This window comes from Sanguibacter inulinus, assembly GCF_013415325.1.
GTDB lineage: Bacteria > Actinomycetota > Actinomycetes > Actinomycetales > Cellulomonadaceae > Sanguibacter > Sanguibacter inulinus.
The window spans coordinates 41,435-55,893 of record NZ_JACBYE010000010.1 but is presented as its reverse complement, the minus strand read 5'-3'; the positions used below and the strand labels follow the sequence as shown (position 1 = coordinate 55,893).

Sequence of the window (14,459 nt, the reverse complement as noted above, 5' to 3'; positions counted from 1 at the left end):
TAGCGGAGCATCGGGGCGCTCGCCCTCAGGGCGCGCCGGGGCGCGGGTGCCTGCGGCACGGGTGCTTCCAGCGAGGGTGTCTTCGAAGGGTGCAGGGACGACGTCATGAGGGCGGGTCAGTCCGCTCGCACGATGTCGGCGACGTAGAAGCTCTCCGTCACCTGGTCGACCGGGAAGCCGCTGATCTCGGAGCGGGCGACCCGGATCTGCGGGTCGAGGTACAGCCACGCGGTGGCCGCCTCCTCGCCGATCGTCTGGTTGACCTGGGTGAGCAGCTCGACCTGCTCCTCTTCGGAGGTGGCGGCGTCGGCGTCGGCGACCCACTGCTGGACGTCGGCGTTGTCGTAGCCCCAGTAGAAGTCCGGGTTCGCGTACCAGACCACGTCGCGCGGGTTCACGTGGCCCATGATCGTCGTCTCGAAGTCGTGGTCCGTGTAGATCTTCTGGTACCAGGTAGCGTCGTCGATCGGGTTGAGCGTGAGCGTCACGCCCACGTCTGCGAGGTCTGTCTGGATCAGCTGCGCGATGGTGTCAGACGGCTCGCCCGCCACGTAGTCGACGGTGATCTCGAGGTCGCTCACGCCGGCCTCGGCGAGCAGGGCCTTGGCGGCGTCGGGGTCGTAGGCGTGCGCGTCGGCGAGGTCGTCGATGTACCAGGGGTCGGTCGGCGGGACCATCGAGCCGATGACCTGACCGTAGCCGTCCCAGACGGTGTCGAGGATGCGCTCGCGGTCGAGGGCCGTGTAGAGCGCCTGGCGGACACGGACGTCGTCGAAGGGCGCCTCGCGGTCGTTGAAGGCCCACAGCTGCTTGGTGGTCGAGGTGCCCTCGGTGATGGTGAAGTCGTCGTTGCCCTCGAACTGGAGCAGCTGGTCCGGGGAGTCCTCTGCGATCACGAGGTCGAGGTCGCCGGTGAGCAGCGCGTTGTTGAGTGCTGTCGTGTCCTTGAAGAACCTGAAGGTCACACCCTCGTTCTTCGGCTGCTCGCCCCAGTAGTCGGGGTTGCGTGCGATGGTGAGGTGGTCGCCCTGCGTCCACTCGACGAGGCTGTACGGGCCCGTGCCGTTGTCGCTCGTGAGCTCCGTGTCGCCGTCCTTGACGACGGTCACCGAGGCCAGGTTGAACAGCAGCGACTGGCTGCGGCGCGAGAGCGTCAGCTCGACGGTCTGCTCGTCGGGCTGCGCGATGTCGGTGATGACGAGCAGGTCGTTCTTGCGGGCGCTCTTGGAGTCCGGACCGATCGCCTCGGAGATGCTCCACGCGACGTCGGCCGCGGTGAACGGCGTCCCGTCGTGGAAGGTCACGCCCTGCTGCAGGTGGAAGGTGTAGGTGAGGCCGTCCTCGGACACGTCCCAGGACTCGGCGAGCGTCGGGATCACGGTGCCGTCGACGTCGACCGAGGTGAGGCCCTCGTAGACGTTGCGGGTCATGGTCTGCGAGATGCCCGAGCTCCCGCCGACGTTGCGGACGAGCCCCGTGGGCTCGTTGGTCGAGCCGATGACGATCTCGTCCGAGATGCCTGAGGCCGCGGCGCTGCCGGAGCCCGAGTCTGACGCATCGGCAGAGCACGCGGTGAGCAGGAGGGAGGCTGTGAGGAGGGCCGCTGCGGCCTTGGCCGTAGCGTGGATGCAGACTGCGGGAACTCGCACAGGTGGTCCGTTCTGCCCGGGCGACCGGTGGGCCGGTCGGGCTGTGAGGGCGCCACCCCGTGGGGCGGGGTGGTGAGGAGAGGCGGCACCGAGCAGCGTCGTCGACGCCGCAGGGCGGAGGAGGTGCGCTCGACGACATCCGAGGACGTGTCCTGGGGAGGCGCGAGCGAGGTGCGCACCCGAGTACGACGAGATGTCGGCCGGGGTGGGGCGTGGCTCGAGGGGTCGAGTGGCCTGATCGCGGTCAGCAGACCTCGCGCCGTGCGCGGGTGGTGACGGGGATCAGGGAGCGGTCGGGGACCGTCTCACGTCGCGGCCCCTGCCCTGGGCCAAGCTGCGAGTGGGTGGCGAACCGCTCAGCGGCTACAGCGACAACAGCAGCCGGCGCCGACGTGGCGGGGCTGTGCAAGGGGGCTGACGTGCGAGAGCACGGTCGTGTCGCGGCGCATGATGGGACGACTGTGGCATCTCCGTGTCGACATGTGAACACCTGTCTTGCGATGTGGACGCGGTCGTCTCGCTCCGCGCTGCACTGGGTCCCGTCGGCACGACCACCCTCCCCGGTCCCTCATGAACGCCCCGCGCCGCCCGATGAGACGCACACGCCAGCGTGGCGCAAGGGGGCGACCTGACTCGAGGAGTCGTCATGTGGGGATCGCGCAGATCAGCCCGAGAGCTGGATGCCGTGCGGGCCGAGCTCGTGCAGTCGCAGACCGACCTGAACGCGGTCGGGCTGGTGCAGGAGCGTCTCGCCACGACGCGGGACAGCTCGACTGCGGCACTGGTCGCGCTCGAGGTCGTGCGCGAGGCCTTTGGCTGGACCTACGGCTCGTACTGGTCGGTGAGCGCCGAAGACTCGACGCTGCACTTCGTCGCCGAGTCCGGCGCGGCCTCCGAGGACTTCCGGGCCGTCACGCGCAGCGCGACCTTCGCCCGGGGTGTCGGGCTGAGCGGGCGGGCGTGGGCCGCCGACGAGATGATCGCCGTCCCGGACCTCGGCGACCTCACCGACTGCGTCCGCGCACCCGTCGCCCAGCGTGCGGGGATCCGCTCGGGCGTCTGCTTCCCGCTGCGCGTCGACGGGCGGACTGTCGGCACGATGGACTTCTTCACCGAAGAGGTCCTCGACCTCTCCCCCGCACGGCACCGTGCGCTCACGGTGATCGGCACGCTCGTCTCCCGCACGCTCGAGCGCGTGGTGCAGGGCGAGCGTCAGGCGTCGGCAGCGCAGGACACCTCGGCCACCTCCGCAGTGCTGCGCGAGGTGACGACCGCCCCGAGCGCCGACGTCGCCCTGGCCCGGGCGCTGCGCACCATCCGGGAGGGCTTCGGCTGGGCCTACGGCTCGTACTGGGCTGTCGACGCGACCGACCAGAAGCTGCACTTCTCCCAGGAGTCCGGCACCGTCGGCGCCGCCTTCCGCGAGGTGACCCAGTCGGCGTCCTTCGCCGAGGGAGTCGGCCTCGCGGGGCGCACGTGGCGCCAGCGCGACCTGCTGTTCGTCGCGGACCTGGCCGAGGTGACCGACTGCGTGCGCGCCCCTGTCGCGCAGAAGGAGGGCGTGCAGTCGGGGGTCTGCCTGCCAGTGATCGTCGACGGGGTCGTCGTCGGCACGATGGACTTCTTCTCGACCTCCCGCCTCCCCCTGTCGCAGGGGCGCGAGGCCGCCCTGCGCGACACCGTGTTCCTGCTCGGTCAGGCGCTCGAGCGCTTCGCCGACGCCGACAGGCTGGCGACCGCCGGGCAAGAGCTCGTCACGTCGATCGAAGAGGTCGAGCGCAACGTCCTCTCGGCGACGGGCGTCGCGACGGAGGGGCAGCGGCTCGCGCTCGAGGCCGACGAGGACATCGCACGGCTCAACAGGTCGAGCGAGGAGATCGGGGACGTCGTCAAGACGATCCAGACGATCGCCGCGCAGACCAACCTGCTCGCGCTCAACGCGACCATCGAGGCTGCCCGCGCCGGCGAGGCGGGCCGCGGGTTCGCGGTCGTCGCGAGCGAGGTCAAGGACCTCGCGAACGAGACGGCCCGCGCCACGACCCAGGTGCAGGGCCGGGTGGACGCGATCCAGAGCCAGGCGCAGTCGGCCGTCTCGTCCCTCGCGCAGATCCGCGACGCTGTCGAACGGATCAACGAGACGCAGCACGTCATCGGCTCGGTCCTCACCGAGCAGGCATCGGTGACGCGCGCGATCCTGCGCTGACACGAGCGATCCCGCGCCGAGCCGCACCTCTGCCGAGGTCGCACGTCCCCCACGGAGGTCGTTCTTACCGACCGAGGTCGCACCATCCCGGTCGAGGTCGCACAGACACGCCGAACAGGGCCCCTCAGAGAGGCGGCTCGGCGTGTCCGTGCGACCTCGGCCCCGGACGTACGACCTCGCGGCCACCCGTGCGACCTCGAGTAGTCGGGGCCGGACCGCGCCGGACCGGCCTGAGCCCGCCAAGGCCGGACCCCGCCCGCCCGGCCCGGCCTAAGCCGACCCGGCCGTGCCGGTCAGTACGTGAAGGTCGAGACCGAGGCCCGCAGCTCTGTGGCCATCCGGGCGAGCTCGTTGACCGCGACGGTCGTCTGGGCGAGCGCCTGCGTGGTCGAGTCGGCGGCGTCCGAGACCCCGGTGATGTTGCCGGCGATCTCGCCCACCCCGGTCGAGGCGTCGGCCACGTTGCGGCTCATCTCCGTCGTCGTCGCGGTCTGCTCCTCGACGGCCGAGGCGATCGTCAGCTGGTAGTCGTTGATCGACGAGATCACGCCGGTGATGTGCTCGATCGCGGACACGGCACCCGCCGTGTCCGACTGGATGGTCTCGACGAGGCGTCCGATCGACTCGGTCGCGCGGGCCGTCTCCTGCGCCAGCTCCTTGACCTCCGAGGCGACGACAGCAAAGCCCTTGCCGGCCTCACCAGCACGCGCGGCCTCGATGGTCGCGTTGAGGGCCAGCAGGTTCGTCTGCTCGGCGATGGTCGTGATGACGCGCACGACGTCGCCGATCTCCTGGCTGGACGCACCGAGCTGGGCCACCGAACCCGTGGCGCTGGCTGCGGCGGTCACGGCCTCTCCAGCGACCCGGGCGGCGTCGTTGGCCGACTGGGAGATCTCCCGGATCGACGCACCCATCTCCTCAGCGCCGGCTGCGACGGTCTGCACGTTGCCCGAGACCTGGAGCGCCGCTGCCGACACGACCCCGGCCTGAGCGGAGGTCTCCTCAGCACCGGCCGAGATCTGCTGCGAGCTGGCCGAGAGCTCTTCCGACGCGGCGGCGACCGAGTCGGAGGACCGCACCACGGTGCTCATGACCTCGCCGAGCCTGCGGGTCGCGACGTCGAGCGCGGCGCCCATCCGGCCCATCTCGTCACGAGAGGTCAGACCGGAGGTCTGCGTGAGGTCGCCCTCGGCCAGGTGCTCGGCGACCCGCTGCACGGCGACGGCGCTCCGCGTGATCCCACGGGCGACCAACCAGCCCAGGGTCAGCGCGAGCAGCGCACCGGCGATCAGGATGACCACCGAGACGGTCCGCTGCTGGACGTAGCTGTCGCGCGAGGCCTCGACAGCCTCGGAGGCGCGGGTCCGCTCGGTCTCGACGAGGCTCGAGATCTGCTCGTTCATGGCGGTGGTCAACGGGCGAGACTGCTCGTCGTTGGCCGCTGTCCAGCCCTCGATGTCGCCGGCGATCGCGAGGGGTCCCATGACGTCGCGCTGGACCGTCAGGTAGGCGTCGATCGTCGTGGTGAGCTCGGCGAGGGTCTTCTCGCGCGCGGCGTCGAGCGGGGTCGCTGCGTAGAGGCCCTCGGCCTCCTCGAAGGCCGCCTCGGCGTCGTCGAGCTCGGTCAGCTTCTCACGCGTCTTGTCGGGGTCGAGCGCGAGGATCGCGTCACGCGAGCGGAGCCGCATGTCGTTCATCGCGAGCTCCATCTCCGAGGCGTGGAGGACACCGAGCACGTTCTCCTCGTAGAGCTGCTCGGTCGTGTCGGCCGAGGCTGACAGGGCCTGCAGCCCGACCAGGCCGATGACGATGGCGACGACTGTCGCGATCGCGACCACGCCGAGGACCTTGACGCGGACGCTCAGGTCTTCGAGCCGGGCTGCTGCGCGCTTCTGCGGGGGGATGCTCATGGTGCTCTCCGTACATCTCAGGGGACCCTTCAGATCGACCCCGGTCTTCACTGATTGAGGTTTCAACTATGTGAGTCCCGTCCCACGGCCCCCTGCCACCCGGGACGGGTCTCCCTCCGGACGGCACGGGGCAGCTCGCCCCGCACCCCCGCGGCCCTCAGTCGAGGATCGCGCGCGTGACCGCAGCCTGCTCCGTGAGGACGCCGCCGATGGTCGCCTGGGTCTCGTTGATCTGACCGACGGCGTCGCTGATGCTCGTCAGCGACCCGACGACCTCGTCGACCAGCTCCTGGATCGCGGAGATCCGCTGCCCGACCTCGGTCGTGGCCCGTGCCGTCTCGTTGGCGAGGTCCTTGACCTCGTTGGCGACGACGGCGAACCCGCGGCCCGCCTCACCGGCCCGCGCGGCCTCGATCGCCGCGTTGAGGGCGAGCAGGTTCGTCTGCGCGGCGATCCGCCCGATGACGTTGACCACGGTGCCGATCTCCTGCGACGACTCGCCGAGCCGGGTGACCTCGTCGTTCGCGCGCTCCGCGAGGAGACGCCCGTCTGTCGCCACACGGGTGGCCGACAGCACGTTGCGCTCGACCTCGTCGATCGACGCGACGAGCTCGTTGCCCGCGGTCGTCAGGCGGTCCGCAGCCTCGATGCGCTCGAGGGCCTGCCCGAGGAGGAAGGCCGTGTTGCGCAGAGCCTCTTCACGGCCAGCAGAGATCGTGAGTGTCGAGGTGACGAAGAAGTCCATCGTCCCGACGACGGTCCCGCGGACGAGGATCGGCAGGCACACCCCGGACTTCACCCCGGCGCGCTGGGCGACGGGTGCACGCACGCAGTCGGTCACCTGCGCGAGGTCGCGCACGTAGACGAGGTCTCGCGTCTTCCACGCCCGCCCCGCGACGCCGACACCCTGGGCGAAGGAGGCCGCACGGGTCACGGTGCGGAACTCTTCGCCGACCTGGCCCGACTCCTGGCCGAAGCGCAGCACCTGGTCGGCCTCGTCGATCTGCCAGAAGGACCCGTAGTCCCAGCCGAAGTCACGTCGGATGGTGTCGAGGGCGCGCGACAGCGCGGCGTCCCGGGAGGTCGCGACAGAGACCTCGCGCAGCACAGAGCTCACGGCGTCGACGTCCTGCTTGTCGAGGGCCTGTCGCTCGGCGACGACGACCCTCTCGAGGGCCTGCGACACCAGGACACCGATGCTGCGCAGAGTCTCGACGCGCTGGGGCGAGAGCGCGAGGACCTCGGTCGCGAAGAAGTCCATCGTCCCGGCCACCTGACCGTCCTCGTAGAGGGGGAAGCAGATACCGCTGCGGACACCGACGCGCTGGGCGGCAGGCGCCCGCACGCAGTCGCGGAGGTCACCGAGGTCTTCGACGACCACGAGGTCGCGGGACTTCCACGCGCGACCGGACAGGCCCACGCCCTCACGGAACGAGGCCGTGGCCGTCACGGCGCGGAACTCCTCGCCGACCGAGCCGGACTCCTGGGCGAACTCGAGCACGGGCTCGTCCTCGGCGATCCGCCAGTACGAGCCGTAGGCCCAGCCGAACTGCTCGCGCACGACGTCGAGGACGCGCTGCACGGCGTCGCCAGGCTCCCGGCTGCGCGCGAGCGCCTCGACCACCGCGGTGACCGCGTCGGTGTTCTGGCGCGCCTCGGCGAGCGCCAGGCTCGCGTCGGCTGCCGCGTGTGTCCTTCTCAGCGTGAACATGATGGTGCTCCTCTGGCGCCCTGCGGCGCAGCGTCGGTCGTTCTTCGGTTGAAGTGACCCCCTCCGACGACTTCATCGGCTCGCCTGGCTAGTAGTTTAAGTTTTGAGCACTGTGAGGAAGGAGATGCTCCCCCGCCTTGCGAGCCGCCCGAACTCGGCGATGATGGGCACCGCGGTGGGGCACGGCGCCGCCGTGTCACGTGACCAGAACGTGAAGATGAGCACACGCCGGACAGGCCCTACGGCACTGGTGACCGACCTGCCGCCGCGTACCGTGGACCTGTGACTGTCCAGCCCGAGACGACCGCGTCGTCGACCGCCCAGCCTGCCTCGGCGCAGGCTGGCCTCGGCACGCCCTCCGCCCCGACCGCAGCAGCCACCGACACGTCGTCGGCCTCGGCTGCGTCTGCGCCGTCCACCCCCACAGTGCCCGACTCCGGTCAGGCATCCCCCGCCGCGCCTGCCGCGCCCGCGGTCCCCGCCGCGCCGATCGCCTCGGCGCGCGGCACGCTCCACCATGTCGAGATCTGGGTCCCCGACCTCGAGGAGGCCCGCGCCACCTGGGGCTGGCTGCTCACCGAGCTCGGCTACTCCCCCTTCCAGACGTGGGACACAGGGTTCAGCCTGAGGCTCGGCGGGACGTACCTGGTCTTCGAGCAGTCCGCCGCGCTGTCCTCCTCCGAGCACGACAGGCTCCGGCCCGGCCTCAACCACCTCGCCCTGCACTCGGGGTCGCAGGCCCGCGTCGACCGTCTGTACGCAGCTGCGCAGGAGAAGGGCTGGACACCGCTCTTCGCCGACAGGTACCCGTGGGCTGGCGGCAAGCCCTCCGACGGGCGCCCCGGCCACTACGCAGCATTCCTGCAGAACTCCGCGGGCTTCGAGGTCGAGCTCGTCGCGGCCCCGGCCGACGTCGTCCTGCGCCCGATCATCTCGGCTGACATCGACGTGTTCTTCCGCATGGAGCAGGACCGCGAGGCCAACCGGATCGCAGCCTTCACCGTCAAGGACCCGACCGACCGCGGCCGCTTCGACGCCCGGTGGAAGATCCTGCGCGAGGACCCCCAGGTCACGGCCCGAACGATCCTCGTGGGCGGCCGTGTCGCGGGCAGCATCATGACCTACGTCGAGGACGACGAGCACGAGCTCACCTACTGGATCGGCCGCGAGTACTGGGGCCGGGGTGTCGCGACCAAGGCGCTGCGCGCGATCCTCACCGAGGTGACCGACCGACCGATGCACGCCCGCACCGCCAAGGACAACGTCGGGTCGCTGACGGTGCTCAAGCGCTGCGGCTTCGAGGTGATCGGTGAGGACTCAGGCTTCGCCAACGGCCGTGGCGAGGTCGTCGAAGAGTTCATCCTCGCGCTGCGCGACCAGCCGGTCCAGCACGGCTAGGCCGCCCCGCCAGGCTGGCGGCCCTCCGGACTGGCGAGCGCTTCTGGGCTCGCACCTGCCTCGAGGCCCCTCAGCCGAGTGGTCAGGCGTCGACGGCCCCGAGCACAGCCCCGAGCACAGCCCCGACGAGCCTGGCCTCCGCGGTGGCCCAGTGCTCTGCGGCGAGACTTGCTGCCCCTCCGCCACCGGGCACGTACCTGCGCAGCGGGACGCCTCGTGCTCCCACGGCACGCAGCGCAGCGAGGTCCCCGCTGAGGACACCGGCAGCGCGGGCCTGCACGAGGACGTTGCCGAGAGCCGCCCCCTCGACAGGTCCCGCCACCACAGGCAGCCCTGTCGCGTCGGCGGTGAGCTGGCAGAGCAGCTCGTTGCGCACTCCCCCGCCGACCATGTGCACCACGTCGACGTCGCGCCCTGACAGCTCGCCGGCCTGGCGCACGGCCCGCCTGTAGGCGACCGCGAGGGAGTCGAGGATGCAGCGGACGGTCTCGGCCTGCGACTGCGGCGGCGTCTGGCCGGTCCGCTCGGCCGCAGCGGCGATCCGCGCGGGCATGTCTCCGGGGGCGAGGAACTCCGGCGCATCGACGTCGACGACCGTGGTGAGCGCCGGGACGAGCGCAGCGGCGGCGAGCAGGTCAGGCAGGTCTGCGGGCAGACCTGCCGCGTTCCACGTGCGGACGGACTCCTGGAGCAGCCAGAGACCCATGACGTTGCGCAGGTATCGCACGGTCCCGTCGACGCCGAGCTCGTTGGTGAAGTTGGCCTCGCGGCTGGCCTCGGAGAGGACCGGAGCGTCGAGCTCGAGCCCGACGAGGGACCACGTGCCGCACGAGACATACGCGAAGTGCTCGCTCGTCGCGGGGACGGCCACCACGGCCGAGGCTGTGTCGTGCGAACCGACCGCTATGACCGGGACTCCGGCAGGCGCACCGACGGCGCGGGCGACGTCGTCGGCGAGAGGCGCGACGACGGTCCCGGGCTCGACGAGCGCCGGGAGCAGACCGTCCGACCCGAGGAGCTCGGGCAGCGAAGGGAAGGCCTTCTGCAAGGCGTCGACGAGGGTCGTGGACCACTGCCGCGACCGCACGTCGAGCAGACCGGTGGTCGACGCGTTCGTCACCTCGGCGACCCGGCGACCGGTCAACCAGGCTGTCAGCAGGTCGGGGACGAGCAGCAGCGTGCGGGCCGCGTCGAGCTGCGCGGACCCGGCCGCGGCCACGAGCTGGAACTCGGTGTTGAAGGGCTGGGTCTGCAGACCGTTGACGGCGTAGTGCTCGCCCGAGCCGATCTGATCGAAGACCCGCGCCGGGACACCGTCGGTCCGAGAGTCTCGGTAGTGCACGGGGTTGCCGAGCAGCGCGCCGTCGGCGTCGAGCAGGCCGTAGTCGACAGCCCACGAGTCGATGCCGACGCCGCCGAAGACGTCGCCGCACGCCTGGGTCTCGCGGACCGCTGCGCGCAGCCCGTCGAGGATCCCCTGGTGCAGGCGCAAGATGTCCCAGTGCAGGGTGCCGTCGACCTCGACGGGCCCGTTGGGGAACCGCGTCACCTCGTGCAGCTCGACCCGGGTCTGGCTGCCGTCGAGGGCGTCTCCAGGGATCACCCGCCCGAGGATCACGCGACCGCTCGAGGCCCCGAGGTCCACGGCCGCGAAGGCCGTCGTCCGTCTCTCCACGTCACTGCACCTTCCACGATGCTGATGCCCGCCGGCGCGCCGTGCGCGGGCGGTGCGCACGGCCTCGGCCGTGCGGGGCGCGGGCCCGGGCTCCGCTGCCCGGGTCCGCGCGGTGCTGTGCTGTCGTGCTGTCGTGCTGTCGTGCTGTCGTGCTGTCGTGCTGTCGTGCTGTCGTGCTGTCGTGCTGTCGTGCTGTCGTGCTGTCGTGCTGTCGTGCTGCTGATCGTCAGCGCAGGAACGCCGCCGCGACACCCGAGTCGACCGGCACGTGCAGCCCTGTCGTCTGGCTGAGGTCCGGCCCGGTGAGGGCGTAGACCGCGGCCGCGACGTGCTCGGGGAGCACCTCGCGCTTGAGCAGCGTGCGCTGCGCGTAGTACGCACCGAGGTCCTCCTCCGCGACGCCGTAGACCGCAGCCCGCTTGGCCCCCCACCCTCCGGCGAAGATGCCCGAGCCACGGACCACGCCGTCAGGGTTGACGCCGTTGACCCGGATGCCGTGCTCCCCGAGCTCGGCCGCGAGCAGCCTCACCTGGTGCGCCTGGTCGGCCTTCGTCGCCGAGTACGCGATGTTGTTGGGCCCGGCGAAGAGCGAGTTCTTCGACGCGATGTAGACGATGTCGCCGCCCATCGCCTGGGCGATCATGGCGCGGGCCGCCTCGCGGGCGACGAGGAACGACCCCTTGGCCATGACGTCGTGCTGGAGGTCCCAGTCCTTCGCGGTGGTCTCGAGCAGCGGCTTCGAGATCGACAGCCCGGCGTTGTTGACCACGAGGTCGACCCCACCGAAGGCGAGCGCGGCCTCGTCGACGAGGGCGGCGACGTCGGCCTCGCTCGTCACGTCCGCGCGGACGGCGACAGCGACGTCGGGACCGCCGAGCTGGTCGGCCACCTCCAGCGCACCCTCGAGGTTGAGGTCCGCGATGACGACGCACGCCCCCTCGGCGGCCAGACGCTCGGCGATCGCCCGGCCGATGCCCGAACCGGCTCCGGTGACGAGCGCGACGCGGGTGGCGAGCGGCTTGGGTGCGGGCATCCGCTGGAGCTTCGCCTCTTCGAGGGCCCAGTACTCGATGCGGAACTTCTCGGCCTCGTCGATGGGTGCGTAGGTGCTGATGGCCTCGGCACCGCGCATCACGTTGATCGCGTTGACGTAGAACTCGCCCGCGACGCGCGCGGTCTGCTTGTCCTTGCCGAAGGAGAACATGCCGACGCCCGGTACGAGCACGATCGCCGGGTCGGCGCCGCGGATCGCCGGGGAGTCGGGGGTCGCGTTGCGGTCGTAGTAGCCCTGGTAGTCCTCGCGGTACGCCGCGTGCAGCTCGACGAGGCGCGCAGAGATCTCGTCGACGGTCGCCGAGGACGGCAGGTCGACGACGAGCGGCTTGACCTTGGTGCGGAGAAAGTGGTCGGGGCAGCTCGTGCCGAGCGCCGCGAGCTCGGCGAGACGCTCGCGGGCGAGCACGTCGAGGACCACGTCGGAGTCGGTGACGTGCCCGACCTGCGGGGCGTCGGTCGATGCGAGACCGCGGATCACCGGGGCCAGCTTCGCGGCCTTGGTCCGGCGCTCGGCCGGGTCGAGGGCCTCGTAGCCGGGGACGACCGCCCCGAAGGGATGCTTCCCCTCGGCCGCGAGCCTCTCGGTGCGCTCGGCGATGAAGGCCTCGGCCGTCGCGACGATCTCGAGGCTGCGGGCCTCGGCCTCGTCGCTCGTCTCGCCCCAGGCGGTGATGCCGTGCCCGCCGAGGATGCAGCCGATGGCCTGCGGGTTCGCGTCCTTGACCGCAGCGATGTCCAGGCCGAGCTGGAAGCCGGGGCGGCGCCACGGCACCCACACGACCCTGTCGCCGAAGCACTCGGCCGTGAGGGCCTCGCCGTCGGCGGCTGTCGCGAGGGCGATGCCGGAGTCGGGGTGCAGGTGGTCGACGTGCGCGGCGTCGACGAGGCCGTGCATCGCGGTGTCGATCGACGGCGCGGCACCGCCCTTCCCGTGCAGGCAGTAGTCGAAGGCTGCGACCATCTCGTCTTCGCGGTCGACGCCGGGGTACACGCCGGTGAGGGCGCGGATCCTGTCGAGGCGCAGCACGGCGAGGTTCTTCTCCGTGAGGGTGCCGAGGTCGCCGCCCGAGCCCTTGACCCACAGCAGCTCGACAGGCTCGCCGGTGACGGGGTCGGTCTCGGTGCCCTTGGCGGAGGTGTTGCCACCGGCGTAGTTGGTGGTGCGGGGGTCGGCGCCGAGGCGGTTGGACCGGGCGACGAGGTCGGCCGCGGGGGTGGTCGTGCTGGTGCTGGGGGTCGTCGTCATGTCAGGCTCCCCATCCGGCCTGCGCGCCACCGACGCGCTCGGCCACGATCTTCTCGGCGTAGCCGGAGGCCGCGTAGGCGGCGAGCGGGTCCGGGTGCAGGCCCTGCTCTTCGCGCAGACCGGCGAGCAGCGGTCGGACGTCGGTGTTGTAGGCGTCCATGAGGGCGCCGTTCGCACCGAGCACGTCACCGGAGCGCTGTGCGGCGTCGAGGGCGACGGTGTCGACGAGCAACGCCTTGGCCGTGGCCTCCTGGACGTTCATCACCGAGCGGATCTGCGCGGGGATCTTGGGCTCGATGTTGTGGCACTGGTCGAGCATGAAGCTCACGCCCGAGTCGGGGGCGAGCGCCCCGGCCTGGACGATCTCGTGCATGATCCTGAACAGCTGGAAGGGGTCGGCCGCCCCGACCATGAGGTCGTCGTCGGCGTAGAAGCGCGAGTTGAAGTCGAAGGCGCCGAGGCGCCCCTGACGCAGCAGCTGCGCGACGATGAACTCGATGTTGGTCCCCGGTGCGTGGTGCCCGGTGTCGAGGACGACCACGGCCTGCGGGCCGAGGGCGAGGCAGTGCAGCAGCGCGGTACCCCAGTCCGGGATGTCCATGGAGTAGAAGGCCGGCTCGAAGAACTTGTACTCGATGACGAGGCGGTGCTCGGGGTCGAGGGCCGCGTAGATCTCGGCGAGGCCGTCGGCCAGGCGGTCCTGGCGGGCGCGCAGGTTGTCCTGGCCCGGGTAGTTGAGGCCGTCGGGCAGCCAGAGCTTGAGATCGGTCGAGCCTGTGGCGCGCATGACGTCGACGCACTGGAGGTGGTGGTCGACGGCCTTCTTGCGGACGATCGGGTCCGGGTGCGTGAGCGACCCGAGCATGTAGTCGTCGTCCTGGAAGAGGTTCGAGTTGATCGCGCCGATCTCGACCCCGAGGTCCTGCGCGTGCGCAGACAGCGCGGCGTAGTCGTCGGTGAGGTCCCACGGGATGTGCAGGGAGACACGCGGCGCCGTCGCCGTGTATCGATTCACCTGCGCAGCGTCCGCAATCTTCTCGAAGGGGTCGCGCGGGACACCCTCCTGCGCGAAGACCTTGAACCTGGTCCCGGAGTTGCCGAAGGCCCAGGACGGCAGCTCTATGGTCTGCGCGAGCAGCGCCTGGCGCGCGTCGGCGCTCAGTTCAGCGTGTGACATCTGGCTCTCCACCTCGTTGTGAATCGTTTCAAGAGAACTGTACGGAGCGGCGCGCGACTCCGTCAACCGTGAAGGGCATGGAGGAGCTGCTACGAGACGGATGAGCACGCGCAGCAGGGCCACCTGGCAGCGGTCCGTCGTCGGCCGGCACTACCTCCGGAAGGCGCGGACCACGCAGTAGGCGACAGCAGAGGTGCCGACGATCAGGACGCCGACAAGAGCCGGGAGACCGCCCATCGTGCTGGTCGTGCACGTCGAGTCGAAGGACGCGTCGGAGCATCCTCCCCCTCGGGCAGCAAGACACCAGAAGACGACGACTGCCGCGACCGCGAGCGCTCCGACCACCCATCTGGGTCGCCACCGCTGCGTTCTCATGGCCGTACCGTATCCGAGCCGTTCGGGTCCGCGACCGCGGACCGAGCCTGCGACGACGC

General features: G+C 70.9%; 9 protein-coding genes. 2 read left to right on the top strand and 7 right to left on the bottom strand.

Features of this window, described 5'->3' with window-relative positions:
- Window positions 1-116: 116 nt before the first annotated feature.
- Entirely contained in the window at window positions 117-1,649 is a 1,533-nt protein-coding gene (locus HZZ10_RS06330) for an ABC transporter substrate-binding protein (RefSeq protein ID WP_308507507.1), read from the bottom strand.
- A 646-nt stretch (window positions 1,650-2,295) separates the two neighbouring features.
- On the opposite strand from HZZ10_RS06330, the gene HZZ10_RS06325 reads away from it, so the two are divergent.
- A complete protein-coding gene (locus HZZ10_RS06325; RefSeq protein ID WP_179912868.1) occupies window positions 2,296-3,852 on the top strand; it encodes a GAF domain-containing protein in 1,557 nt (518 codons plus the stop codon).
- A gap of 293 nt (window positions 3,853-4,145) precedes the next feature.
- Here the strand turns inward: HZZ10_RS06325 and HZZ10_RS06320 are convergent, their stop codons facing one another.
- Both HZZ10_RS06320 and HZZ10_RS06315 read right to left on the bottom strand, forming a co-directional pair.
- Entirely contained in the window at window positions 4,146-5,762 is a 1,617-nt protein-coding gene (locus HZZ10_RS06320; RefSeq protein WP_056136470.1) for a methyl-accepting chemotaxis protein, read from the bottom strand.
- 157 nt (window positions 5,763-5,919) lie between these two features.
- Entirely contained in the window at window positions 5,920-7,473 is a 1,554-nt protein-coding gene (locus HZZ10_RS06315) for a GAF domain-containing protein (protein ID WP_056136109.1), read from the bottom strand.
- 282 nt (window positions 7,474-7,755) lie between these two features.
- Here HZZ10_RS06315 and HZZ10_RS20015 point away from each other — a divergent pair, with 282 nt between their 5' ends.
- Window positions 7,756-8,871 (top strand): GNAT family N-acetyltransferase, encoded by a 1,116-nt coding sequence (locus HZZ10_RS20015; RefSeq protein ID WP_194229679.1) that lies wholly within the window; start codon window positions 7,756-7,758, stop codon window positions 8,869-8,871.
- Window positions 8,872-8,953: 82 nt separating this feature from the next.
- Here HZZ10_RS20015 and HZZ10_RS06300 read toward each other — a convergent pair whose 3' ends face one another.
- From HZZ10_RS06300 to HZZ10_RS06285, 4 genes are all read right to left on the bottom strand, one after another.
- Window positions 8,954-10,546, bottom strand: coding sequence for a rhamnulokinase (locus tag HZZ10_RS06300; RefSeq protein WP_179912867.1), 1,593 nt, complete (start codon window positions 10,544-10,546; stop codon window positions 8,954-8,956).
- A 226-nt stretch (window positions 10,547-10,772) separates the two neighbouring features.
- A complete protein-coding gene (locus tag HZZ10_RS06295) occupies window positions 10,773-12,848 on the bottom strand; it encodes a bifunctional aldolase/short-chain dehydrogenase (protein WP_179912866.1) in 2,076 nt (691 codons plus the stop codon).
- A gap of 1 nt (window position 12,849) precedes the next feature.
- Window positions 12,850-14,025: an L-rhamnose isomerase gene (gene rhaI / locus HZZ10_RS06290; protein WP_179912865.1), complete on the bottom strand. Its 1,176-nt coding sequence runs from the start codon at window positions 14,023-14,025 to the stop codon at window positions 12,850-12,852.
- A 150-nt stretch (window positions 14,026-14,175) separates the two neighbouring features.
- A complete protein-coding gene (locus HZZ10_RS06285) occupies window positions 14,176-14,400 on the bottom strand; it encodes a hypothetical protein (protein ID WP_156382864.1) in 225 nt (74 codons plus the stop codon).
- Window positions 14,401-14,459 lie beyond the last annotated feature (59 nt).

Coding starts and splice junctions, on each gene's coding strand:
- HZZ10_RS06285 (WP_156382864.1), bottom strand. CDS start 14,400: ATGAGAACGCAGCGGTGGCGACCCAGATGGGTGGTCGGAGCGCTCGCG.
- HZZ10_RS06325 (WP_179912868.1), top strand. CDS start 2,296: ATGTGGGGATCGCGCAGATCAGCCCGAGAGCTGGATGCCGTGCGGGCC.
- HZZ10_RS06295 (WP_179912866.1), bottom strand. CDS start 12,848: ATGACGACGACCCCCAGCACCAGCACGACCACCCCCGCGGCCGACCTC.
- rhaI (WP_179912865.1), bottom strand. CDS start 14,025: ATGTCACACGCTGAACTGAGCGCCGACGCGCGCCAGGCGCTGCTCGCG.
- HZZ10_RS06320 (WP_056136470.1), bottom strand. CDS start 5,762: ATGAGCATCCCCCCGCAGAAGCGCGCAGCAGCCCGGCTCGAAGACCTG.
- HZZ10_RS06315 (WP_056136109.1), bottom strand. CDS start 7,473: ATGTTCACGCTGAGAAGGACACACGCGGCAGCCGACGCGAGCCTGGCG.